The sequence below is a fragment of the Pseudoduganella sp. GW821-FHT11H04 genome, from assembly GCF_058807935.1.
Map to the genome: position 1 here is coordinate 77,841 of NZ_JBXARE010000018.1, position 24,230 is coordinate 102,070.

Consider the following 24,230-nt stretch of genomic DNA (forward strand, 5'->3'; position numbering starts at 1 on the left):
GATGACGCAGCAGCACGCCTTCATCTTCGACATGGACGGCACCATCGTCGACAACATGGGATTCCACACCCGCTCGTGGCTGGAATTCTTCGGCCGCCGCGGCCATGCTGTCGACGAAACGGCATTCTTTGCCGCCACCGCCGGCCGCACAGGGCACGAAATCATGCGTCAATTCCTCGGCGAGGACCTGGCGCACGATGACATTCCGGCCCTGATCGACGAAAAGGAAGTGCTGTACCGCGAGATCTACGCACCGCACCTGCGCGCCGTTGAAGGCTTCGGCGCCCTGGTAAGCGCAGCGCAAGCTGCCGGCATCCGCCTGGCAGTCGGCACCGCCGCCCCGCAAAGCAACGTGGACTTCACGCTGGACGGCCTGGGCGTGCGCGAACTGTTCGACACCATCGTCGGCGCCGCCGACGTCAAACGCGGCAAGCCGGAACCCGACGTGTTCCTGCTGGCCGCCGAACGCTGCGGCGCCGATCCGGCGAACTGCATCGTGTTCGAGGACGCGCCCCTGGGCGTTGAGGCAGCGCGCCGAGCCGGCATGCGCTGCGTCGTCCTGACAACCACTTTGCCTGCTGAAGCGTTCAGTGCTTTCGACAATGTGATCTGCATTGCACGCGACTTCAGCGAAATCGACATCAATAAACTGACAAACTAAACCAACCATGACTACGGAAAACCAAGTGCAAGACCAGGCGCCAGGCCAGGACGACAACAAGATCATCGCCGAGCGCCGCGCCAAGCTGGCCGCCATCCGCGAGAAACAGAGCGTCGCCTTCCCTAACGACTTCCGTCCGCAGAACAAAGCGGCCGACCTGCACATCCAGTACGGCGCCAAGACCCGCGAAGAGCTGGAAGCCGAACCGGTGTCCGTGGTCCTGGCTGGCCGCATGATGCTGCGCCGCGAAGCCGGCAAGAAAGCCGCTTTCGCCACCCTGCAAGACTCCTCCGGCCAGAAAGCCGACGGCCGTATCCAGATCTACGTCACCGTGGACACCACAGGTGAAGAGGCGATGGAAGCCTTCCGCGGCTGGGACCTGGGCGACATCCTGGGCGTGACCGGTACCCTGTTCAAGACCAAGACCGACGAACTGACCATCAAAGTTTCCGAGATCAAGCTGATCACCAAGGCCCTGCGCCCGCTGCCGGACAAATTCCACGGCCTGGCCGACCAGGAAACCAAATACCGCCAGCGCTACGTCGACCTGATCACCAGCGAAGAAACCCGCCGCACCTTCAAGGCGCGTACCGCTGCGATCTCCTCGATCCGCCGCTTCATGGAAGCGAACGAATTCATGGAAGTCGAGACCCCGATGCTGCACCCGATTCCGGGCGGCGCGTCGGCCAAGCCTTTCATCACCCACCACAACGCGCTGGACATGCAGATGTTCATGCGTATCGCTCCCGAGCTGTACCTGAAGCGCCTGGTGGTTGGCGGCTTTGACCGAGTGTTCGAGATCAACCGCAACTTCCGTAACGAAGGCGTGTCGGTCCGTCACAACCCTGAATTCACCATGATGGAGTTCTACGCGGCCTACACCGACTACGAATGGATCATGGACTTCACCGAAAAAGTGATCCGCCAGGCGGCAGTCGACGCCAAGGGCAGCGCCGTGCTGACCTACGGCGGCAAAGAACTGGACCTGTCCAAGCCGTTCCAGCGCCTGACCATCTGCGGCGCCATCAACAAGTACGCGCCAGGCTACACCGAAGCGCAGCTGAACGACATGGACTTCCTGAAAGCCGAACTGCTGAAATTCGGCGTGAAGCCATTCGCCACCTCCGGCCTGGGCGCCCTGCAACTGGCCCTGTTCGAGGAAACCGCCGAAGCGCAGCTGTGGGAACCGACCTTCATCATCGACTACCCGATCGAAGTGTCCCCGCTGGCCCGCGCTTCCGACACCCGCGAAGGCATCACCGAGCGCTTCGAACTGTTCATGGTTGGCCGCGAAATCGCCAACGGCTTCTCCGAGCTGAATGACGCCGAAGACCAGTCGGCCCGTTTCCTGGCCCAGATGAAAGCCAAAGAAGCCGGCGACGACGAAGCAATGTACTACGACGCAGACTTCATCCGCGCCCTGGAATACGGCATGCCGCCAGCCGGCGGCTGCGGCATCGGCATCGACCGCCTGATGATGCTGCTGACCGACTCGCCGAACATCCGCGACGTCCTGCTCTTCCCGCACCTGCGCAAAGAAGACTAACAGTCCAGCTCGTGTCAACCTTGGGGTCAGGCTCTTTGGTTGACACGGTCACAGCAGGTATACGGCCGAGCCTGTGGCAACCTAAGGGCCTGACCCCAAGGTTGACACGGGCTCGGCCGTAATTACTGGATGACCCGGTAGCAGGGGGTGTAGGCTTTGCCCGCCAGCTTCATGCGGCTTTGCGCCACGAAGGACGCCAGCAGCGCGTCCATCGGACCCATGATTTCCTTGTCGCCATGGATTTCGAAGTGGCCGTATTTCTCGATGGTGCGGATGCCCTCTTCCTTCACATTGCCCGCCACTACGCCCGAGAAAGCGCGGCGCAGGTTGGCCGCCAGCACGTGCACCGGCTGGTTCTTGTGCAGGCTAAGGTTGCGCATGTTTTCGTGCGTAGGCGCGAACGGCCGCTGGAATTCATCGTCGATCTTGAGCGCCCAGTTAAAGTAATAGGCGTCCGAGCGCGACTTGCGGTATTCGCGCACTTGCTTCATCCCTTCCTGCATTTCCTGCGCCACCAGCTCCGGATCATCGACAATGATCTTGTAGCGCTTCTGCGCCTCCGCGCCCAGCGTCAGGCCGATGAACTCATTAATCTGCACGAAGTATTCGCGCGCAGTCTCCGGACCGGTAAAGATCAGCGGGAACGGGATATCCGCATTATCCGGATGCAGCAGGATGCCGAGGATGTACAGGATTTCCTCCGCCGTGCCCGCGCCTCCGGGGAACACGCAAATGCCGTGGCCCACGCGCACAAAGGCTTCCAGGCGCTTCTCGATATCCGGCATGATCACCAGGTCGTTCACGATCGGGTTCGGCGATTCCGCCGCAATGATGCCTGGCTCCGTGATGCCCAGGTAACGCCCGCCGGTAAAGCGCTGCTTCGCGTGGCCAATGGTGGCGCCCTTCATCGGGCCCTTCATCGCACCAGGGCCGCAGCCGGTGCAGATATCCAAGCCGCGCAGGCCAAGCTGGTAGCCCACTTCCTTGGAGTAGTTATATTCAGCGCGGTTGATCGAATGGCCGCCCCAGCACACCACCATATTCGGGTTCAGCTGCGGCTTCAGCACGTTCGCATTGCGCAGGATATGGAAGACCGCGTCGGTAATGCCCTCGCTGCTGGCCAGGTCGAACTTTGGATTTCCGCTTACTTCGTTATTGACAAACACAATATCGCGCAGCACCGCGAACAGGTGCTCATGGATCCCCTTGATCATTTTGCCGTCGACGAAAGCGATGGCCGGTGCACCTTTGATTTCCAGCTTGATCCCGCGTTCACGCTGCAGGATGTTGATATCAAACGACTTGAATCGATCCAGCAATTCCTTTCCATCGTCGATCGTGCTGCCGCAATTCAGCACCGCCAGGGCGCAATTGCGAAAGATGTTATAGAGGCCGCCTTTGCCGGAGTCCAGCAATTGGACCACCTCCGCCTTGGACAAGACTTCCAGCCTGCCCTCCGGAGCGATGAGAGTATCGACAACGTTGCTGTCCATGATACATAAATCCTTTTATTTAACTTTTCGGGGACTGCACTTCCAATATACGCCCAAGCTGTGCTGATTCACAGACACAAGCTTGGCAAACATACCACAATGCTGCTTTGCAGCACGCGAAATTGCCCTTGATCCGTGCGGGGTAGATTAAAATGCGCTCTTTTTCGACCGGGAGAAACCGCATGAGCGGTGTAAGCAATCCAACCACTGAGATTCAGCCACCTGAATTCAAACAGATCATGGGCCACCCAGCGCCCCTGTGGATGCTGTTTATGAGCGAGTTCTGGGAGCGCTTCGCGTTCTACGGTATTCGCTGGGCACTGACCCTGTACGTCGTAGCCCAGTTCTACAACGGTGACTCCGCCGGCGAATCCCAGGCGAACCTGATCTACGGCTCCTACCTGGCACTGGTGTACGCAGGCGCGCTGTTTGGCGGCTACGTTGCAGACCGCGTGCTGGGCTACCAGCGCTCCATCCTGGTTGGCGCTGCCTTCATGGCGGCCGGCCTGTTCATGATCGCCGTGCCGGACCCGAACATCTTCAAGCTCGGTCTCGCAACCGTTATTGCAGGTAATGGCCTGTTCAAGCCGAATATTTCGACCATGGTCGGCAAGCTGTATTCGGTGGCTGACACCCGCCGCGATTCCGGCTTCACCATTTTCTACATGGGCATCAACATCGGCGCCTTCTTCGCGCCGCTGATCACCCAGACCCTGGCCCAGAAATTCTTCAACACCGGCGACATGCCTGCTTACAAAGTGGTGTTCATCGCCGCCGGCGTAGGCATGCTGATTTCCCTGGTCTGGTTCTACATCGGCCGCGCTGCCCTGAAAGGCATCGGCGCACCGACCGAAGAGAACAAAGATCCTAAGCGAATCATCTACGTTGTACTGGGCGCCCTGTGCGTGATTCCAGTCATGTACGCGCTGCTGGTTGTTGGCGCGGCCGCCCTGCAAGGCGTGCTGACCGTATTGTTCCTGATCCTGGCAGTGATGCTGATCGTGGAAGGCGTACGCAACGGCCCAGTGGCCCGCGACAAGGTGATCGCCATGATGATCATCTTCGCCTTCAACATCATGTTCTGGTGCTTCTTCGAACAGGCAGGCAGCTCCTTCACCTTCCTGGCCGAGAACATCGTCAACCGTGACTTTAGCGGCTGGATCTTCCCAACCGCATGGTTCCAGTCGGTGAACTCCATCGCCGTGATCACTTGCGCACCGATCATCGCTGCGATCTGGGTGTGGCTGGGCCGCCGCAACAAGAACCCATCGATCCCGCGCAAGTTCGGCCTGGGCATCCTGGGTAACGGCTTCGCCTTCCTGCTGCTGATGTACGCGCTGACCCACCTGGTCGACGGCAACGGCAAGATCCCGTTCTGGACCCTGTTCATGGTCTACGTGATCCAGTCCGTCGGTGAGCTGTGCCTGTCCCCGATCGGCCTGTCGATGGTGACCAAGCTGGCCCCAACCCGCCTGGTCGGCATGGGCATGGGCGGCTGGTTCCTCTCCACCGGTATCGGCAACAACCTGTCCGGTATCGTGGCAGCGATGATGTCCGGTGAAAAAGGCCTGTCGGTGCAATCCGCGCTGGAAGGCTACACCCAGGGCTTCTGGATCCTGATGATCGGCGGCGTGCTGCTGTTCATCCTGGCGCCATTCATCCAGAAACTGATGCACGGCGTGAAGTAATCATCTCGCCACATGGAGCAGCTTAACCTTAACCTGCTCCGCTCCCTGGATGCGCTGCTGGATACCGCCAACCTGACGTCGGCCGCAGCCATCCTCGGAATCACCCAGCCGGCGCTTAGCCGCCAGCTAGTCCAGCTTCGCAAGCAGTTGAAAGACCCATTGCTGGTCCGCGAAGGCCAACGCTTCCTCCTTACCCAACGCGCACAAGCACTGCGCGGCCCATTGAAGGCAGTCCTGCGTTCAGTGGAGACGGTCCTCGCCGGACCTGATTTCGCCCCCGCAACCTGCACACGAAAATTCCAGCTGGCCGGTTCCGATTACCTGGCCGAGCACATGCTGCCGCCCCTGGCTGCGACCATCCGCGTCCAAGCGCCGCAATCAAGCGTCGCTTTCCGCATGTGGGAGCCGGGGTATTACCGTCTGCTTAGCGACGAAGGCGTGGACCTGGTGGCTACGATCGCCGACGTACTGCCCGAAAACCTGCATGGCCGCGAAATGGGCCATGACAAACCGGTATGCGCCATGCGCCTTGGCCACCCGCTCGCAGGCCAGCCGCTGACGATGGACGACTACCTGAAATGGCCCCATATGCGCGTAACAGGTGGCAGCGACAAGGACGCCTTCGTCGACCAGCACCTCGCAGCGCACGGCGTGGCGCGCCATATCAGCCTGACAGTGCCTTTCTTTTCCTCAGCGCTGAAAGCGATCGCCAGCGACGACATTCTGTGGACCGTCCCCGAGCACATGGCCATCAAGCTCGCAGCGCAAATGCCTCTCGCATGGCAGCCGCTTCCTTTCCCGGCGCCGACCTACCGCTACTGGCTGCTCTGGCACACCCGCAACCACCACGATCCCGCACACCAGTGGTTCCGCCAGCAGGTGTTCGAAGTATTGCACCGATTCGACCACGGCGTAACGCAATACACCATGCACGCCGCGCATAGCTAGTATGCGGCGACGGGCGTTGCCCTGACGCCGGCATTTTCCTAGACTGGGGGCCTTTCTGACAAGGGAGACCGCCCAATGAAACGACTGCCTGCCTGTACCGCCATCCTTGCCGCCCTGCCGCTTTTCTGGAGTGCCCCGGCACTCTCCGCCGAAACGCCGGATTGGGTGAGCACGTGGACCGCCGCCGCTGACACTACCGGCAAGCCGCTGCAGCATCAGACAATCCGCCAGATGATACGCACCAGCGCAGGCGGCAACAGCATCCGCGTCAAGATCTCGAATGAGTATGGGTCGAAACAGCTGGACGTCGGCTCCGTCCACGTAGCCGAACGGGCAGCTGGCCCCGACACCGTGCCAGGCACCGACCGCACCCTGACTTTCGGCGGCTCGCCAAACGTAAGCATCGCCAAAGGCGAAAGCATGTTGAGCGACCCGGTCACCATGGACGTATCGGCGCTGCAGGAACTGGCCGTCAGCATCTACCTGCCATCCGGCTCGGGGCACGCCACGGTGCATGGAGCGGCAATGCAGACAACTTTTATCGCGACTGGCGTAGACGGCGCTGCGGCAAGCACCTTCCCCGCCTGGACTGCCGATTACAGCCGCTACTTCCTCACCGACGTGGAAGTGACAGCTGGACCTGACGCGAAAACAGTCGTCGTCATCGGCGATTCAATCGTGGACGGCGTAGGCGCCACTTTCGACGCCAATGCACGCTGGCCAGACGTACTGGCAGAGCGCCTGCAAGGCTGGTCCACGCTGCAAAAAAAGGCCGTAGCAAACGTTGGCGTAGCCGGCAACCGCGTGCTGAAGGACGGCGCCAAACTGTTTGTCGGTCCGAGCGCCCTGTCCCGCCTCCAGCGCGACGCCCTCGGCAAGCCCGGTGTGCAATGGATCGTGCTGGCGGAAGGCATCAATGACATCACCGCCTCCGACATGATCTCCGCACCGGAGCAAAACGCCACCGCCGACCAGATCATCAACGGCATGCGGACCCTGGTGCAACGCGCACACGACGCCGGCGTCAAAGTATGTGGCGCCACACTGATGCCCTATTCCGGCGTAGAACGGCCCTTCATTTACAGCGCAAGCGGCGAAGCCAAACGCCAGGCAGTCAACGCCTGGATCCGCACCGGCGGCGCCTTCGACGCCGTGGCCGACCTGGACCTGGCAATCCGCGACAGCGAAAATCCCTTACGCATGCAGCCCGGGCTGGACAGCGGCGACCACCTGCACCCCAACGACGCCGGCCACATCATCATCGCCTCCACTGTCGCCGACAGCTGCCTCAGGTCAACGCCCTAAGCGTGCGCCGCAAGCCAGGCGTCGAGGCGGGCTTCGGCGCCAGCGGGGAGGTGCAGGCCGAGCTTGGAGCGGCGCCAGAGGATGTCGGCCGCGGTGACGGCCCATTCCTTGCGGCGCAGGTAGTTCACTTCAGCCTCGTACAGGCCGGGCAGGATTTCTTCGCCCATGTCGGCCAGCGAGGAGCAGCCATCGAGCATCGTGTGCACGCGCGTACCGTAAGCTCGCGCGTAGCGCTTCACCAGCTCTTGCGGCAGCCATGAGTACTTCACCTGCACCGCCGCGGCCCATTGGCAGAACTCCTGCACCGAGCGGTTCTGCGGCATGGAACCAAACAGGTCGCCACCTGGCAGGCAGGCTTTTTCCGTCCAGCCTTGCGCCGGTTTGCCGAGCGATTTGCACAGCATATCGACTGCGTCTTCCGCCAGCTTGCGGAAGGTCGTGATCTTGCCGCCGAAGACGTTCAGCAGCGGCGCACCGTTCTTGTCCAGTTCCAGGAAATAGTCGCGCGTAACTGCTTTGGCGTCAGCTGCGGCGTCTTCCAGCAGCGGGCGAACGCCGGCATACGTCCACACCACGTCCGCCGGACGAACCGGTTCGCGGAAGTAGTTGCTGGCCAGTTCGCACAGGTAGCGGATTTCGCTTTCCTCGATCGTCACGCGCTGCGGGTCGCCTTTGTATTCAAGGTCGGTGGTGCCGATCAGCGTGAAGTCGCGTTCATAGGGAATCGCGAACACAATGCGGCCATCCTTGTTCTGGAAGATGTAGGCTTCGTCGTGCTCGAAGATACGGCGTACCACAATGTGGCTGCCCTTCACCAGGCGCAAGTGGCGCGACTCCTGTTTGGCGCCCGCAGCGTGCAGGAAAGATTGGGCCCACGGTCCAGCGGCATTAACCACGGTGCGTGCAGTGATGCGCTTTTCGGTGCCATTGGCTTTGCGCAGAGTGGCGACCCAGTGCCCGGCATGGCGCTCAATGCCCACACAAGTGGTGCGGGTCAGGATGCAGGCGCCCTTGGCGCAGGCATCGATTGCGTTCAAGACCACCAGACGCGCATCGTCGACCCAACCGTCGGAATACTCGAAGCCGCGTCGGAATGAAGGTTTGAGCGGACGGCCCGCGGGATGGCAGCGCAGGTCGATCCCGCGAGAACCAGGAAGCAGTTCGCGCTTGGCCAACATATCGTAGAGGAACAGGCCGGCGCGGATCATCAGTGCGGGACGCTGGCCTTCGTCATGCGGCATGACAAAACGCAGCGGCCACATGATGTGCGGGGCGCTGCGCAGCAGCACCTCGCGTTCGGCCAGCGCCTTGCGCACCAGTCGGAACTCGTAGTACTCAAGGTAGCGCAGGCCACCGTGGATCAATTTAGTGGAAGCCGACGAAGTGTGCGACGCCAGGTCGTCCTTTTCGCACAGTACAACGCACAGGCCTCGGCCTGCGGCATCGCGCGCGATGCCCGCCCCATTGATACCGCCACCAACTACCAGTACATCGCAATCAACTTCGGACATGCGCTCCCCGATTACTGTTTATAAATGACGCCTTCCTTCATCACAAATCCTACTTTCTGCAGCAGGGTGATGTCTTGCAGCGGATCGCCGGAAACGGCCACGATATCGGCAGCATAACCCGGCTCCAGCGATCCGAGGCGATTCGCCTGCCCAAGTAGAGTGGCCGCACTAACCGTAGCCGAGCGGATCGCGTCCAGGGGCGGCATGCCCGCTTCCACCATATAGGCGAATTCCCTGGCGTTTTCGCCGTGCGGGAAGACGCCGGCATCTGTGCCGAAGGCGATCTTCACGCCAGCCTTGTAGGCGCGGGCGAAAGTACCCTGGATTTGCGGGCCGATGGCGGCGGCCTTGGGCCGCACCAGCGGCGAATAGTAATTCGGTTCTTTGGCCTTATCGGCCACGAAGCGGCCGGCGCTGATGGTCGGCACGTACCAGCCGCCGGTTTTCTTGAACAGGGCGATTGCCTCATCGTCCATAAAAGTGCCATGTTCGATCGAGTCTACGCCCGCGCGTAAGGCGCGTTTCATGCCGTCTGCACCGTGCGCATGGGCGGCGACCTTGAAGCCGTAGTCCTTGGCTGCTGCAATCAGTGCCTTCAGCTCGGCGTCGTCGAACTGCGAATTCATGCCGCTGCTGGCCTGGCTCAATACGCCGCCGGTGGCGGTAATCTTGATGACGTCCGCGCCTTCCTGGTAGCGGGCGCGCACGGCCTGGCGTGCCTCATCGGGACTGTTGATGACACCCTCTTGCGGGCCGGGCGTGCCATGCAGGTGGCGTAGCTCGCGCGACTGGCCGTTGCTTGGATCGCCGTGGCCGCCCGTGGTGGCGATGGCTTTGCCGGCGGTGAACATGCGCGGTCCAACAATTGCCCCGGAATTGATCGCGCGTTTCATGGCGATGTTCAGGCCCTCGCCAGCACCCAGGTCGCGTACCGTGGTGAAGCCGGCCTTCAGCGTGCGCTCGGCAAAGGCGACGGAATCGTAGGCGCGGTCGATGGGGTCCAGCGTGAGCTGGCCACGCAAAGCCTCCACTTGGGGTTGGGTCTGGTGGGTCAGGTGCACGTGCATGTCGATGAAACCGGGCATGCAGGACATTCCGCCCAGGTCCACGTCGGCCTTGCCCTGGGTGGGCTCGATCGATTTCACACTGCCGTTCTCAATGACGACGGTGACTTTTTCGCGCCATGCGCCGCTTTTCACGTCCAGCAGGCGACCGCAGTTAACAGTCGTTGCGTTAGCCGTCCCGATTGCCAGCAGCAGGCTCGCTGCACCCAGTTTCATCATCACCCAGCCTCCCTTTAACTAGTTGATTTTTCCCGCGCCACCCACAGCAGCAGCCCCATGATTACAGCATAAGGCAGCAGCGACAGCAAATCCGCGCCAGGGCCGTTGAAGAACGGGTTGCTGCTTTCTGCCCAGGCGGTGACCGCCGCATCGAAATTGGTCATCACACCGGCGGTGATGGCGATTACGATGCCTGCCAATGCGCCGCCCGCGATATAGCCCGAAGCGAGCAGCACGCCTTCGCTGCGGTCGCCCGCCGCCTGGCGGCCCTCCTCGTCGAGGCCTGCGTATTGCGGCAGCTTGTTGTTGCGGCGGTCGGCCAGCCAGCGCAGCACGCCGCCGACAGCGATCGGCAGCGTGGCCGATAGCGGCAAATAGACGCCCACCGCAAAAGATAGCGACTGCACGCCCGACATTTCCAGCACCAGGGCGATCATCACGCCCAGCATCACCAGGGTCCACGGCAGTTGCTGGTCCAGGATGCCTTTGATGATGTATGACACCAGCACGGCCTTCGGTGCATCGTACTTGCGTACTTCGGTGCCGTCCGGACGCTTGTTGTGGGTGCCGTTGATACCCGGATCGACGTACCAGACCGCGCGCCCATCTTCTCCAACCAGGTATTTGCCTTCCGGGCCGCCTTGCGCATCGGGTTTTTGCCAGACCTTGTAGGTGGCGCTGTCGCCGGCCGCTTGCGGGCCATCCAGCTTCGCCGTCACCATCAAGCGCGCCGCATCGGTGGCCAGGCCCGGCGCCACCTGGGCGGCCGGCACATAGACCGTGCTGGCGTTATTCAGCTGCAGGAGGATCGGGCCAAGCAGCAGGGCCGAAGCCAGCGAGCCAACCAGCATCGCATACTGCTGCAAGCGCGGCGTGGAACCGACCAGGAAGCCGGTTTTCAAGTCCTGCGACACCGTGCCTGCGTTGGCCGAGGCGATGCAGACGATGGCGCCTACCGAAAGCGCCGTGACGTAGTATTGGCCGCCGGTCCAGCCGACCATCAGGAAAATCAGGCAGGTGAAGAGCAGCGTCGCCACCGCCATGCCGGAAGTGGGATTGGATGAAGAGCCGATCTCGCCGGTCAGCCGCGACGACACCGTGGAGAAGAGGAAGCCGAACACCAGGATCAGCAAGGCACCGAGCAGATTCATATGCAGCGGCGCCGCAGCAGTGATGACGGCGATCAGCGCCAGGCAGCCGATCACCACCCACTTCATCGGAATATCCTGCTCGGTGCGGCGCATGGTATCGGCCTTGCTGCCTTTACCCATGCCCGACAGGCCGGCCGCCAGGCTGCGCCAGATCATTGGCATCGCACGCAGCAGCGAAATCAGGCCGCCCGCCGCCACCGCACCAGCGCCAATGTAAAGGATGTAGGCGCCGCGTACCTCATCCGGCCCCATGTCCGAAATCAGCTTGGTACCGGGCGCCAGCACGGTGGTCAGCGGGTCGCCAAAGAACTTGATCATCGGGATCAGCAACAGGTAAGACAGCACGCCGCCCGCCGTCATGGTCAGCGCAATGCGCGGACCAATGATGTAGCCGACGCCCAGCAATTCAGGCGACACCTCGGCGCCGACCGAGCCGCCCTTCAGCGGCGCTCCCAGCACGGTTTCCGGCGTGTCCTTCCAAAGCTTGAGCGACACATTGAGCGCCTTGTACAGCAGGCCCATTGCAAAGCCGCCGAAAATCACACGGGCACGGCGCCGGGCATCGCGCGCCGCTTCCGATTCGCCCTGCAGCGGCTCACCCGCCGCCAGGCGCGAAGAATCGCTGGCCGCAGCTTGCAGCACCTGGGCGCAAGCTGTCCCCTCCGGGAACTTCAATTCCTTATGCTGGTCCACGATCATGGTGCGGCGCATCGGAATCATCATCAGGATGCCGAGCGTGCCGCCCAGGACACCCACCAGCATCACGCGCCAGATTTCCAGGTCAAAGCCGAGAATCAGGATGGCCGGCATGGTCACGCCGAGACCGAATGCAATCGACTCGCCGGCCGAACCGGCAGTTTGCGCGATGCTGTTTTCCAGGATGCTCGCGTCCTTGCCGCCCAGCTTCTTCGCGAGGCCAAAGAAAGTGATGGCGATGACCGCCACCGGAATCGATGCGCTGACAGTCAGGCCAACCTTCAGCACCAGGTACAGCGAGGAAGCGCCAAACACCATGCCCAGCAAAGTACCGAGGAACAGGGCGCGGAATGTCATTTCCGGCAGCCGCGCCTCGTCGGGGATATAGGGACGGAACACGTAAATCCTTTTAGACTGAAACCCCAAGACTATGGCATATAGAACAACTCATGCATAGTCTATAATTGCCCGACTTGGTAACCGAGAGAGTTGATTTGAGCAATCGTCCTTCCTGGCTGAACCGCCGTAATGTCATTCGCGCCAGCCTTGTCGCTGGCGGCGCCGCCCTCGCCGGCGGCATCGCACTGGCCTGCTACGCAGCCTTCGTTATCCGCCCTAGCCTGCCGACGCTGGAAGCCGTCACCGATTACCACCCGAAGATCCCGCTGCGCATTTACACCGCAGACAAAGTGCTGATCGGCGAATTCGGTGAAGAACACCGCGACTTCACGCCGATCGCCGAAGTGCCGGACCTGATGAAGAAGTCCATCCTCGCTATTGAAGATTCGCGCTTCTACGAGCACGGCGGCATCGACTGGATCCGCGCATTGGGCGCAGCGCGCGCCAACCTGCGCGGCAGCTTCCGCCAGGGCGGTTCCACCATCACCATGCAGGTGGCCCGCGATTTCTACCTTAGCAAGGACAAATTCATCTCCCGCAAGCTTGCGGAGGTCATGCTGGCCTACCGCATTGAAGCGGCGCTCGACAAGGACAAGATCCTCGAGCTGTACATGAACAACATCTACCTGGGCCAGCGCTCCTACGGCTTCTCCAGCGCGGCGCAGGCTTACTTCGGCAAGTCGCTCAAGGAACTCTCCATTGCAGAAATGGCGATGCTGGCAGGCCTGCCGCAGAACCCTTCGCGCAATAATCCGGCTGTCAATCCGAAGAAAGCGCGCCAACGCCAGCAGGTGGTGCTGCGCCGGATGTTCGAGCTCGATTACATCACCGAAGCGCAATACGAGAAGGCCAAGAAGGAACAGCTGCACGTCAACCACCGCGGCCAGGAATTCGACACCCACGCCGAATATGTGGCCGAACTGGCGCGCCAGGCCGTCTTCGCCCAATTCAAGGAGGAGACGTACACGCGCGGTATCAACGTCTACACCACCATCCTGTCCAAGGACCAGGATGCAGCCTACGCCTCCGTGCGCAGCAATGTCGTCGCCTACGACCAGCGCCACGGCTACCGCGGGCCGGAAGCCTATATCGAACTGCCCGCCGATGAAGAAGATCGCGGCGACGCCATCGACGAAGCGCTGGGCAAGCGCGTGGTCAGCGATGGCCTGATTCCAGCCGTCGTGGTGCAAGCCAGCCCCACCCTGGTCAAGGCCGAAACGTCCGACGGCGACGTGCTCTCGATCAGCGGCGATGGCCTGAAACTGGTTGTCTCCGCGTTGTCGGAAAAAGCCAAGCCGAACTTCGCCATCCGTCCGGGCGCCGTGATCCGCGTCATGCAGTCCGGTAAAAACTGGGCCATTACCCAGGTGCCGAAAGTCGCTGCGGCCTTCGTGTCGATTGACGCCAACACCGGCGCCTACCAGGCCATGGTAGGCGGCTTCGATTACGGCCTCCAAAAATTCAACCACGTGACCCAGGCCTGGCGCCAGCCAGGTTCCTCGATCAAGCCATTCATCTACTCCGCCGCCGTGGCCAAAGGCTTTGGCCCGGCTACCCTGATCGCCGACGAACCGCTGGAAATGCCGGGCGGAGCCAATGGCGAGCCATGGCGCCCGCAGAACGACGATGGCAAGTTCGATGGCCAGGTCACCATGCGCCGATCGCTGGCGGCGTCGAAGAACGTGCCATCGGTGCGCCTGCTGCGCGCGGCCGGCCTGGATGACACGCACGCCTACCTGGCCCGTTTCGGCTTCGACCTGCCGCGCCATCCGAAGAACTACACAATGGCGCTGGGCACCGGCGCTGTCACGCCATTGCAGATGGCCGGCGCGTATGCTGTCTTTGCCAACGGCGGCTACAAGGTTACTCCCTACCTGATTTCCCGCGTCGTCGATGCGAAGGGCGCGGCCATCATGGACATCAAGCTTCCGCAGCCTGCAAATGCCGGCGAGCGCGTGCTCGAAGAACGCAACCTATTCATCATGGACAGCATGATGCGCGACGTTGCCCGCAGCGGTACCGGCGCTGCTGCCGGCCGCCTGGGCCGCCCAGACCTGGCAGGCAAGACTGGCACCACCAGCGACTCGATGGACGGCTGGTTTGCCGGCTATGGCGGCGGCATCGTTGCTGTAGCCTGGATGGGTTACGACGAGCCCAAGTCGCTCGGCGGCCGCGAATTCGGCGCCACCCTCTCGCTGCCGATCTGGATGGACTACATGCGCGCCGCCCTGCCTAAACATCCGCCGATTGAACGTGCGGTGCCGGAAGGCGTGGTGCAGTCGAACGGCGACTGGTCCCTGGAAGAATATGCCAGCGATCCGACTGTGCGCGCCATCGACCTGGAAGCGATTCCGGCCGATGAAGAGCAGGCAGCGCCGACCGACGGCACAGCACCGCCACCGCAGGCGCCAGCTACGCCAGCCGCTCCGGGGCAGCCGGCGATGCAGCAATTCCCTCCGGCAGCACCGCCGGCGGGCGCCTGAAATCATGTACCATCGGTTCCAGTCCTTTTTTGCGGAACAACACCAATGATCCCGCTGTCGCCGCCAGTATTGCAGCAAATGTCCATGGGCCTGGCCTATGGGCTGACTGACGTAGGTACGGTACGCCCCAGCAACCAGGATAACCTGCTGTTGCTGCCGGAGTTGAATTTCGTCGCGGTCGCCGACGGCATGGGCGGCCATATCGGCGGCGATATCGCCAGCACGGAAGCCTTGCTGCTGGCCTGGAAGCACCTGCGCGCACAAGCTGCACCGCAAAGCGATGCAGAGGCCTTGCGCCAGTTGTATGACGCGGTTTTGTTCGCCAACTCCACGCTATTCAGCAACAATGCGTCTGCCGGTCTGGCCGATGGCTACGGTATGGGGACGACGCTGACCGGCATGTGGCAAGCGCAAGCCGGCGGACCGGCCCTGGTATTCCACGTTGGCGACAGCCGTATCTACCGCTACCGCCAAGGCCAATTGGCGCAGCTGACCCACGACCAGACTTTGTACCAGCAGGCGCTGGAAGCCGGCATGACCGGCACACTCCCGCCACGCAACCTGCTGCTGCAGGCGATCGGGCCCGGTGAAGATGTGCGGCCGGATGTATTTGCACAGCCGATTGCGCCAGGTGACTTGTACTTGCTGTGCAGTGATGGCCTGTACGGCGCGACCGAACACGACGCGCTCGCCGCGCTGCTTTCCACTGCCACGCCGGACAACCTGCCGGCAACCTGCGCTGCGCTGGTCGAGCAGGCAAAGCAGGATGGCAGCCGCGATAACATCACGGCCGTCCTGCTCCTCTGCCCAGGCTAAAACTCTTCCCAATCGTCGTCAGGCTTGCCCGCTGGCGTCGCCGCCCGCCGCGCCGCGCGCTGTTCTGCACCACGCGCGGGCAGCGCCACCGCCAGCGCCCGTGATGGCGCCACAGGGCGCCGCACCGGCGCCTCACCAACACCCAGCGCTGCCATCGATGCCGCATCCAGCTTGAACACGCTCACCACTTCCATGAGCCGCGCAGCCTGCTCCTCAAGCGCCGCGGACGCAGCCGCAGCCTCTTCGACCAGCGCCGCATTCTGCTGCGTCACATGATCCATCTGGCTGATCGCCATATTGATCTGGTCAATCCCCGAACTCTGCTCCTGGGTCGCCAGGCTGATTTCCTCAATGATGTCCGTCACGCGCTGCACGCTGCTCACTACCTCGCCCATGGTCGCACCCGCCTCGCCCACAAGCTTGCTGCCCGCCCCAACCTTCTCGACAGAATCCCCAATCAGCTGCTTGATCTCCTTGGCTGCCGCCGCAGAGCGCTGCGCCAGGTTGCGCACTTCGGAAGCCACCACCGCAAACCCGCGCCCCTGCTCGCCCGCCCGCGCCGCTTCAACCGCGGCATTCAGGGCCAGGATATTGGTCTGGAACGCGATCCCGTCGATCACACTGATAATGTCCACGATCTTGCTGGACGACTCATTGATCGAATCCATGGTTTCCACCACGCGGGCCACGACTTCGCCGCCCTTTGCCGCAACAGAAGACGCGGTCTTGGCCAGCTGGTTCGCCTGCAAGGCATTGTCCGAGTTATGCCGCACGGTGGAAGTCAGCTCCTCCATCGATGACGCGGTTTCTTCCAGCGAGCTTGCCTGCTCCTCGGTGCGGCTGGACAGGTCCATATTGCCGGTCGCGATTTCCCGGGTAGCGCTGGCCATGGTTTCCGTGCCCTTGCGCACCTGGCCCACCACACGGATCAGGCTATCGTTCATATCCCTCAGCGCCTGCAGCAGCTGTCCGGTTTCCTCGTGCGTCTCTACAATGATATTGCTGGTCAGATCACCCGCCGCCACAGTCTGCGCCACCTTAACGGCCGATTCGATAGGACGCGTGATCGCCATCGCGATATACCAGGCGACGATGATCGCCAGCGCCATTGAGATGGCCGCCGTGGCCATCATCACACGCTCGGACGAAACCACAGCCGCCGTGCCGGACTGGATCGAATCCGTGGCAATGCGGTCGTTCAGGTCAATTATTTGGTTCAGCGTCCGCTCCGCTTTGGCGAACAAAGGCTCGGACGCGTGGTATTGCTCGTAAAACTGGCCGAACAACTCTTTCTGCTTCGCCTCATCGCTATTTGCCGCCAGCGCAGTCACGGTGCCACCAAGTTTGGCATCGGCCGCTTTCCACGCATCCCACTCGCCGACAAACTGCTTCCACAGCACCGCCTCCTCCGGCGTCTGAGGCAAAGGCTCATACTTTTTCCAGCCTGCCTGCGCTTTGGCCCACGCGGCATCGCGCGACTTTGCCACCTGGGCGAATTTGTCCTGCGCTTTCGTGTCGTTTTCGTAGATAGCCGCCTGCAGCGTCGCTTTATCCACCGCCGTCTGGCCTTCGCTCAGCACCAGCAAACCGTAGATGGAAGGCAGGCGCACAACGCCGATTTCTTTGACCGACTCGCCCACGGTGGCAATGCCGCGGTAGCCCGAGACGCCCAGGATCGCCAACGCCAGCATCATCACCGTGACCAGCACGGCCAGCTTCCACTTGATCAGGAGGTTCTTGAACATGGCGTCACCCCTTTCTTCTGAGACAACTTTGCCAATCTTGATAGATTTAGCGAGATTGTGCCCTTACGCGACGAATATCGAATGTTCTTTACCCAGCGTCAACAGCATAAGCGCGCCGCAAGCCCTCAAAACAACAAAGCGTTTTGACACTGAAGGAAGCCACCGTGCTATTTCGGCAATCTTGCCGCGCGCCGCGCAGCGAATGCTAAATTGGACTCTCCAACAACCAATCAGCACGGAGGCCCCATGAAGAAGCTTGTCTGGCAGCTGCTATCGGTCCTGTTCATCACATTCACCTCGCTTTCCGCTTCCGCAACCGGCTACACCCAAACACGTTATCCCATCGTCCTGGTTCACGGACTGTTCGGCTTTGACCACCTCGGCCCGCTCGAATACTTCTACGGCATACCCGGCGCCCTGCGCAGCGGCGGCGCCCAGGTCTACGTGACATCGGTATCTGCGGCCAACAGTACCGAGGTAAGGGGTGAACAGCTGCTGTTCCAGGTGCGCCAGATCCTTGCCGCCACCGGGGCTGAAAAGGTGCACCTGATCGGCCATAGCCACGGCGGCCCGACCTCGCGCTACGTCGCTTCAGTGCGGCCTGACCTGATTGCATCGGTGACGAGCATCGGCGGCGTCAATAAGGGTTCGAAAGTGGCCGACGTTCTCGTTGGCGCGGCGCCAGATGTGGTGTACAGCGTCGGCAATGCGCTAGGCGGCTTCCTGGACCTGATCAACGGCAGCCCGACACTCCCGCAAAACGCCTATACAGCAGCCCGTTCGCTCAGCACGGCCGGTACGGCAGCCTTCAACGCCGCCCATCCCGAGGGCTTGCCAGCCAGCGCCTGCGGCGAAGGTGCATACCAGGTCAATGGCGTGTACTACTTCTCCTGGAGCGGCGCAAAGTCGTACACCAATTTCTTCGACCCTGCCGATCCCTTCCTCGCGGTCACATCCCTGGCCTTTGGCGGCGCAAAGAATGACGGCCTGGTCGCCAGTTGCTCGAGCCATCTGGGGCGTGTGATCCGCGACGACTACCGCATGAACCACCTCGACGAAATCAACCAGATGGTCGGCATCACACACCTGTTCGAAACCAGTCCGGTCACGCTGTTCCGCCAGCACGCCAACCGGTTGCAGGGGATGGGCCTGTGAGCGCGCGGGCGCTGTGGGGAGTACTCCTGGCCGCAACGTCCGCAGTTGCGCTGTGGGCGATTGGCACGGAGAGCCCGCCCCCGCAGCGCCCGGATGCCGGCCGCACGGCACCTATTCCGACCGCGGCGCCGGCGCCGGCGCCCTTCGTGCCGTCCATGGCCGGCACCCGGCCCGACGGCCCGCTCCAGGCCGTCGGTGACGAATTGCGCATAGACGCCGAATTGCGGCACTTGTTCGATTACTATCTTTCGGCGCTGGGCGAAGCCGAACTGCCGGCGATTCGCGCCGGGGTCGAACAGGAGCTTTCGCGCCGCATGAAGCCCGCCGCCGCCGCCGCGGCTCGGCGTCTCCTCGGGCAATACCTCTCCTATAAGCGCGCCCTGGCCGACGCGGAAGGCAGCCAGACCGTAGCCGCCCATGGCGCCTCCCTCGCAGCGGCAGCCCGCGGCCGCCTGCTCGCCATGCAGGCCCTGCGCCAGCGCTATTTCACCCCTGCCGAAAGCGCAGGCCTGTTCAGCGACACGGATGGCCGCGACCAGGACGCCATCACCCGCCTGGAAGCGGCCGGAGACAAGACACTGACGCCGGCCCAGCGCGAAAACGTCTTAGCAGAGGCAGACCGCCGTCTCCCACCCGAATTACGCGAAGAACGGGAAGCGCCCATGCGGGTACTGAAACTGGAGGAGCAAGTGGCCCACGCCCGGGCTGCCGGAGCCAGCGAAGACGACATTTTCCGCCTTCGAGCCAGCGCCACCGACCCGCAAGCCGCCAGCCGCCTGGCGCAACTCGACCAGGAACAGGCTGAATGGCTGCGCCGGGTCGCCGCCTACCACGCCGCCAGCGCCAATTTGGCCGGCAACCCAGCCGCCATCCAGCAATTGCGGGGCAGCCTCTTTACACCGGGGGAACAAAAACAGCTGGGCGCCTACGAATAAGGGCTTGCACTATAATGTGGGGCCAGCACATTAGAGTCACCTTCGTAAGCGTCACCCTTGCATGCCTTTCGACTTAAAAAAAGCCCTACCCAAGCCCGGCAACCGCTTCGCGCTGCCCAACCTGTTCGGTTCCGGCGACGCCTACGCGCTGGCGCAAACTGCACTTGAACTGAAGGCGCGCGGCCAGATGCTGGCCGTGGTCGTGGCCCAGGCAAGCGATGGTCAGCGCCTGCTCGCTGAAATCCCATGGTTCGCCAACGGAGGGTTGCGTTGCCACCTGCTGCCGGACTGGGAAACCCTGCCTTACGACGCATTTTCTCCCCACCAGGACCTGGTGTCGGAGCGTTTGGCCACCCTGCACGAAATCCAGACCGGCCAATGCGACGTGGCGATCATCCCGGCCACTACTGCCCTGGTGCGCATGGCGCCGCCCTCCTTCCTGGCCGCCTACACCTTCTTCTTCAAGCAGGGTGAATTGCTGGACGAAGCGAAGCTCAAGTCGCAACTGACCCTGGCCGGATATACACATGTGGCCCAGGTCATGTCGCCCGGCGAATATTCGGTGCGCGGCGGTCTGATCGACCTGTTCCCGATGGGTTCCGCCCTGCCTTACCGCCTGGACCTGTTCGGCGACACCATCGAAACCATCCGCACTTTCGACGCCGACACCCAGCGCTCGCTCTATCCGGTCAAGGAAGTGCGCCTGCTGCCGGGCCGCGAATTCCCGATGGACGAGGTCTCGCGCACCGCCTTCCGCAGCCGCTGGCGCGAAACGTTTGAAGGCGACCCGTCGCGCTCCGTGGTCTACAAAGACATCAGCAGCGGCATCGCCTCCGCCGGCATCGAGTACTACCTGCCGCTGTTCTTCGACGAAACCGCGACCTTCTTCGACTACCTGCCGGCAGAAGCCAGCGTTGCGATGGTGGGCGACATCGATGGCGCCATCAAGCGCTTCTGGGCCGACACCGAATCGCGCTACAAATTCCTGAAGGCCGACCGCGAGCGCCCTATCCTGCCGCCGCAGGACATCTTCCTCGGTGACGAACAATTCTTCGTGCTGGCCAAGCCGCATCCGCGCATCGCCATCTCGCGCGACATGTCTCTGCCATCGTCCGAGCTGTCGGCGCCGATCCCGAACATCGCAGTCAACCGCCACCTCGACGATCCGCTGACCAACCTGCGCGCCTACCTGATGCAGTCGGGCCGCCGCGTGATGATCTGCGCCGAGACCAACGGCCGCCGCGAAACCCTGCAACAGTACTTCGCCGAATTCGACTTATCGCCGGCCCTGATCGAAGGCTTCGACGGTTTCCTCGCCAGCGACGCCAAGGTGGTGCTGGGCGTAGCCCCGCTGCACGCCGGCTTCGAACTGGACGAAGGCCTGGCCTTTATAACTGAAACCGAACTGTATGCCGGCACCGGCCGCCGCGCCGGACGAAAAAAACAGGAAGCTGTCACCCAGGTTGAATCGATGGTGCGCGACCTGTCCGAGCTCAAGATCGGCGACCCGGTGGTGCACATCAACCACGGCATCGGCCGCTATATGGGCCTGGTCAGCATGGACCTGGGCGAAGGCGAAACCGAATTCCTACACCTGGAATACGCCAAGGAGAGTAAGCTGTATGTGCCCGTATCGCAGCTGCACGTAATCTCGCGCTACTCCGGCGCCTCCCCGGACGACGCGCCGCTGCACACCCTCGGCTCCGGCCAATGGGACAAAGCCAAGCGCAAGGCCGCCGAACAGGTACGCGACACCGCCGCCGAGCTGCTCAACCTGTACGCCCGCCGTGCCGCACGCCAGGGCCACTCGTTTGAATACTCCTCGCATGATTACGAACGCTTCGCCGACAGCTTCGGCTTCGACGAAACGCCCGACCAGGCAGAGGCAATCTCCAACGTTCTCAAGGATATGACCTCGGGCAAACCGATGGACCGCCTGGTGTGCGGCGACGTTGGTTTCGGCAAGACCGAAGTCGCGCTGCGCGCCGCCTTCATCGCCGTCATGGGCGGCAAGCAGGTCGCCATCCTGGCCCCAACTACCCTACTGGCCGAACAGCACGCGCAAACTTTTGCCGACCGCTTCGCCGACTGGCCGGTACGCATCGCCGAAATGTCGCGCTTCCGCACCGGCAAAGAGATTGCCAGCGCCATGAAAGGCATGCAGGACGGCACGCTGGACATCGTGATCGGCACCCACAAGCTGCTGTCGGACGACGTCAAGTTCGACCGCCTCGGCCTGGTCATCATCGACGAAGAACACCGTTTCGGCGTACGCCAGAAGGAAGCGCTGAAATCCCTGCGCGCCGAAGTGGACGTGCTGACCCTGACCGCAACGCCAATCCCGCGTACCCTCGGCATGGCGCTGGAAGGCCTGCGCGACTTCTCCGTGATCGCCACAGCGCCGCAAAAGCGCCTGGCCATCAAGACCTTCGTGCGCAGCGAAAACGACTCCATCATCCGCGAAGCCGTGCTGCGTGAACTGAAACGCGGCGGCCAAGTCTACTTCCTGCATAACGAAGTCGAGACCATCCAGAACCGCCTGGCCAAGCTAACCGAAATGCTGCCGGAAGCGCGCATCGCCGTCGCCCACGGCCAGATGCACGAACGCGACCTGGAAAAAGTCATGCGCGACTTCGTGGCGCAGCGCTACAACATCCTGCTGTGCACCACGATTATCGAAACCGGTATCGACGTGCCGACCGCGAACACCATCATCATGCACCGCGCCGACAAGTTCGGCCTGGCCCAGCTGCACCAGCTGCGCGGCCGCGTCGGCCGTTCCCACCACCAGGCCTACGCCTACCTGCTGGTGACCGACGTCCAGGGGCTGACAAAACAAGCGCAGCGCCGCCTCGACGCGATCCAGCAGATGGAAGAACTGGGCTCCGGCTTCTACCTCGCGATGCACGACCTGGAAATCCGCGGCGCCGGCGAGGTGCTGGGCGAAAACCAGTCCGGCGAAATGCTGGAAGTGGGCTTCCAGCTCTACACGGACATGCTGAACGAAGCCGTGCGCGCCCTGAAAGCAGGCAAAGAGCCCGACCTGGCCGCACCGCTGTCCACCACCACCGAAATCAACCTGCACACGCCGGCCCTGCTACCCGCGGACTTCTGCGGCGACGTGCACGAACGCCTGTCGATCTACAAACGCCTGGCCAACTGCGAAACCCAGAACGCAATCGACGACCTGCAAGAGGAACTGATCGACCGCTTCGGCAAACTGCCCGACCCTGCCAAGGCCCTGGTGGAAACCCACCGCTTGCGCATCGCCGCCAAGACCGTCGGCATCGTGAAAATCGATGCCCACTCGGAAGCGGCCAACCTGCAATTCATGCCACAGCCCCCGATCGACCCGATGCGCATCATCAACCTGATCCAGAACCAGCGCCACATCAAGCTGAATGGACAGGACAAGCTTAAGATCACAGCGAATATGCCTGACCTGGCGGCCCGCGTGAACCAGATCAAGACCGCCATCAAACAACTGACATGAACAACGACATGACCATGAACCTTGTGCTGCAAGGCGTCGGTGAATGCGCCGCCCGCCTGCAGCGCATCGCCGCCCTGACCGCACCGCAGCGCGTAGTGACGATCTCCGACAACGCACTGCGCTGCGAAGGCATCAGCTACACGCCGGCGCTGCGCCAGACCATCGAGATCGCAGCCGAAGCCGCCCAGCTCGACGCCACCTACATGATGGGCGTGCGCCGCCTGGACGAATTCAAGCTGGTGGCGATGGATATGGATTCGACCCTGATCACCATCGAGTGCATCGACGAAATCGCCGACATGCAGGGCCTCAAGCCGCAGGTGTCGGAAATCACCGAGGCCGCCATGCGCGGCGAACTCGATTTCTCGGAAAGCCTGAAGCGCCGCGTAGCGCTGCTGGAAGGATTGGAAGCATCGGCACTGGAACGCGTCTACGAAGAACGCCTGCGCCTTTCGATGGGCGCCGAAGAAATGCTGAAAGCCGTGCAGGCTGCCGGCCTGAAAACCCTGCTGGTCTCCGGCGGCTTCACCTTCTTCACCGACCGCCTGAAACCGCGACTTGGCCTGGACTACACCCGCGCCAACGAACTCGAAATCGTCGACGGCAAGCTGACCGGCAAGGTCATCGGCGAAATCGTCGACGCCGACGTCAAGCGCAAGACGGTTGAACACGTCTGCGCCTCGATGGGCATCCGCACCGAGCAAGCCATCGTCATGGGTGACGGCGCCAATGACCTCAAGATGATGTCCATCTCCGGCCTGTCAGTCGCCTTCCGCGCCAAGCCAGTGGTACGCGAACAAGCCAGCGTAGCCCTCAACTACGTCGGCCTCGACGGCATCCTGAACCTCCTCGCACAATAAAAGTCGGGGTCAGGTCGAGCAAACGGACACGGGCTCATGCGCTACGCGCATGAGCCCGTGTC

16 protein-coding genes are annotated in these 24,230 nt (G+C 62.3%); 11 read left to right on the forward strand and 5 right to left on the reverse strand.

The genetic code is table 11. The features are described 5' to 3' along the window. The first annotated feature begins 1 nt into the window (after position 1). A complete protein-coding gene (locus AC1RTP_RS25840; protein ID WP_498611510.1) occupies positions 2-661 on the forward strand; it encodes an HAD family hydrolase in 660 nt (219 codons plus the stop codon). 7 nt (positions 662-668) lie between these two features. After that, on the forward strand, positions 669-2,207 hold the full coding sequence (lysS, locus tag AC1RTP_RS25845) for a lysine--tRNA ligase (protein WP_498611511.1): 1,539 nt from the start codon (positions 669-671) through the stop codon (positions 2,205-2,207). Positions 2,208-2,329: 122 nt separating this feature from the next. Here the strand turns inward: lysS and ppnN are convergent, their stop codons facing one another. Continuing rightward, on the reverse strand, positions 2,330-3,700 hold the full coding sequence (ppnN, locus tag AC1RTP_RS25850) for a nucleotide 5'-monophosphate nucleosidase PpnN (protein WP_498611512.1): 1,371 nt from the start codon (positions 3,698-3,700) through the stop codon (positions 2,330-2,332). Between the two features lie 182 nt (positions 3,701-3,882). On the opposite strand from ppnN, the gene AC1RTP_RS25855 reads away from it, so the two are divergent. From AC1RTP_RS25855 to AC1RTP_RS25865, 3 genes are all read left to right on the forward strand, one after another. Further along, positions 3,883-5,388: a peptide MFS transporter gene (locus tag AC1RTP_RS25855; RefSeq protein WP_498611513.1), complete on the forward strand. Its 1,506-nt coding sequence runs from the start codon at positions 3,883-3,885 to the stop codon at positions 5,386-5,388. Between the two features lie 12 nt (positions 5,389-5,400). Then, positions 5,401-6,336 carry a LysR family transcriptional regulator gene (locus AC1RTP_RS25860; protein ID WP_498611514.1) on the forward strand — a complete coding sequence of 312 codons (936 nt, stop codon included), beginning with the start codon at positions 5,401-5,403 and terminating at the stop codon, positions 6,334-6,336. A 75-nt stretch (positions 6,337-6,411) separates the two neighbouring features. After that, positions 6,412-7,641: an SGNH/GDSL hydrolase family protein gene (locus AC1RTP_RS25865; protein WP_498611515.1), complete on the forward strand. Its 1,230-nt coding sequence runs from the start codon at positions 6,412-6,414 to the stop codon at positions 7,639-7,641. Here AC1RTP_RS25865 and glpD read toward each other — a convergent pair. The 3 genes from glpD to AC1RTP_RS25880 are packed head-to-tail and all read right to left on the reverse strand — an operon-like array spanning position 7,638 to position 12,681. After that, entirely contained in the window at positions 7,638-9,152 is a 1,515-nt protein-coding gene (gene glpD / locus AC1RTP_RS25870; protein WP_498611516.1) for a glycerol-3-phosphate dehydrogenase, read from the reverse strand. The two genes, AC1RTP_RS25865 and glpD, sit on opposite strands and share 4 nt — an antisense overlap. Positions 9,153-9,163: 11 nt before the next feature. After that, positions 9,164-10,435, reverse strand: coding sequence for a metal-dependent hydrolase family protein (locus AC1RTP_RS25875; RefSeq protein WP_498611517.1), 1,272 nt, complete (start codon positions 10,433-10,435; stop codon positions 9,164-9,166). 14 nt (positions 10,436-10,449) lie between these two features. Beyond that, a complete protein-coding gene (locus AC1RTP_RS25880; RefSeq protein WP_498611518.1) occupies positions 10,450-12,681 on the reverse strand; it encodes an OPT family oligopeptide transporter in 2,232 nt (743 codons plus the stop codon). Between the two features lie 95 nt (positions 12,682-12,776). Here AC1RTP_RS25880 and AC1RTP_RS25885 point away from each other — a divergent pair, with 95 nt between their 5' ends. Further along, positions 12,777-15,164, forward strand: a complete 2,388-nt coding sequence (locus tag AC1RTP_RS25885) for a penicillin-binding protein 1A (protein ID WP_498611519.1) — start codon at positions 12,777-12,779, stop codon at positions 15,162-15,164. Between the two features lie 45 nt (positions 15,165-15,209). Then, positions 15,210-15,980: a PP2C family protein-serine/threonine phosphatase gene (locus tag AC1RTP_RS25890; RefSeq protein ID WP_498611520.1), complete on the forward strand. Its 771-nt coding sequence runs from the start codon at positions 15,210-15,212 to the stop codon at positions 15,978-15,980. Here the strand turns inward: AC1RTP_RS25890 and AC1RTP_RS25895 are convergent. Then, entirely contained in the window at positions 15,977-17,725 is a 1,749-nt protein-coding gene (locus tag AC1RTP_RS25895) for a methyl-accepting chemotaxis protein (protein ID WP_498611521.1), read from the reverse strand. The genes AC1RTP_RS25890 and AC1RTP_RS25895 overlap by 4 nt on opposite strands. Before the next feature lie 246 nt (positions 17,726-17,971). On the opposite strand from AC1RTP_RS25895, the gene AC1RTP_RS25900 reads away from it, so the two are divergent. The 4 genes from AC1RTP_RS25900 to serB all read left to right on the forward strand — a co-directional run bounded on the left by AC1RTP_RS25900 (position 17,972) and on the right by serB (position 24,168). Next, the gene (locus AC1RTP_RS25900; RefSeq protein WP_498611522.1) at positions 17,972-18,880 is read left to right on the forward strand and encodes a lipase family alpha/beta hydrolase; all 909 of its coding nucleotides are present in this window, start codon (positions 17,972-17,974) and stop codon (positions 18,878-18,880) included. Then, the gene (locus AC1RTP_RS25905; RefSeq protein WP_498611523.1) at positions 18,877-19,815 is read left to right on the forward strand and encodes a lipase secretion chaperone; all 939 of its coding nucleotides are present in this window, start codon (positions 18,877-18,879) and stop codon (positions 19,813-19,815) included. The genes AC1RTP_RS25900 and AC1RTP_RS25905 overlap by 4 nt, the downstream gene beginning before the upstream one ends. Positions 19,816-19,876: 61 nt before the next feature. Further along, positions 19,877-23,308 (forward strand): transcription-repair coupling factor, encoded by a 3,432-nt coding sequence (gene mfd / locus AC1RTP_RS25910; protein WP_498611524.1) that lies wholly within the window; start codon positions 19,877-19,879, stop codon positions 23,306-23,308. A 14-nt stretch (positions 23,309-23,322) separates the two neighbouring features. Further along, entirely contained in the window at positions 23,323-24,168 is an 846-nt protein-coding gene (serB, locus tag AC1RTP_RS25915) for a phosphoserine phosphatase SerB (protein ID WP_498611527.1), read from the forward strand. The last annotated feature ends 62 nt before the right edge of the window (positions 24,169-24,230 follow it).

Coding starts and splice junctions, on each gene's coding strand:
- AC1RTP_RS25840 (WP_498611510.1), top strand. CDS start 2: ATGACGCAGCAGCACGCCTTCATCTTCGACATGGACGGCACCATCGTC.
- serB (WP_498611527.1), top strand. CDS start 23,323: ATGAACCTTGTGCTGCAAGGCGTCGGTGAATGCGCCGCCCGCCTGCAG.
- lysS (WP_498611511.1), top strand. CDS start 669: ATGACTACGGAAAACCAAGTGCAAGACCAGGCGCCAGGCCAGGACGAC.
- AC1RTP_RS25900 (WP_498611522.1), top strand. CDS start 17,972: ATGAAGAAGCTTGTCTGGCAGCTGCTATCGGTCCTGTTCATCACATTC.
- AC1RTP_RS25875 (WP_498611517.1), bottom strand. CDS start 10,435: ATGATGAAACTGGGTGCAGCGAGCCTGCTGCTGGCAATCGGGACGGCT.
- AC1RTP_RS25860 (WP_498611514.1), top strand. CDS start 5,401: ATGGAGCAGCTTAACCTTAACCTGCTCCGCTCCCTGGATGCGCTGCTG.
- glpD (WP_498611516.1), bottom strand. CDS start 9,152: ATGTCCGAAGTTGATTGCGATGTACTGGTAGTTGGTGGCGGTATCAAT.
- ppnN (WP_498611512.1), bottom strand. CDS start 3,700: ATGGACAGCAACGTTGTCGATACTCTCATCGCTCCGGAGGGCAGGCTG.
- AC1RTP_RS25855 (WP_498611513.1), top strand. CDS start 3,883: ATGAGCGGTGTAAGCAATCCAACCACTGAGATTCAGCCACCTGAATTC.
- AC1RTP_RS25895 (WP_498611521.1), bottom strand. CDS start 17,725: ATGTTCAAGAACCTCCTGATCAAGTGGAAGCTGGCCGTGCTGGTCACG.
- AC1RTP_RS25890 (WP_498611520.1), top strand. CDS start 15,210: ATGATCCCGCTGTCGCCGCCAGTATTGCAGCAAATGTCCATGGGCCTG.
- AC1RTP_RS25865 (WP_498611515.1), top strand. CDS start 6,412: ATGAAACGACTGCCTGCCTGTACCGCCATCCTTGCCGCCCTGCCGCTT.
- mfd (WP_498611524.1), top strand. CDS start 19,877: ATGCCTTTCGACTTAAAAAAAGCCCTACCCAAGCCCGGCAACCGCTTC.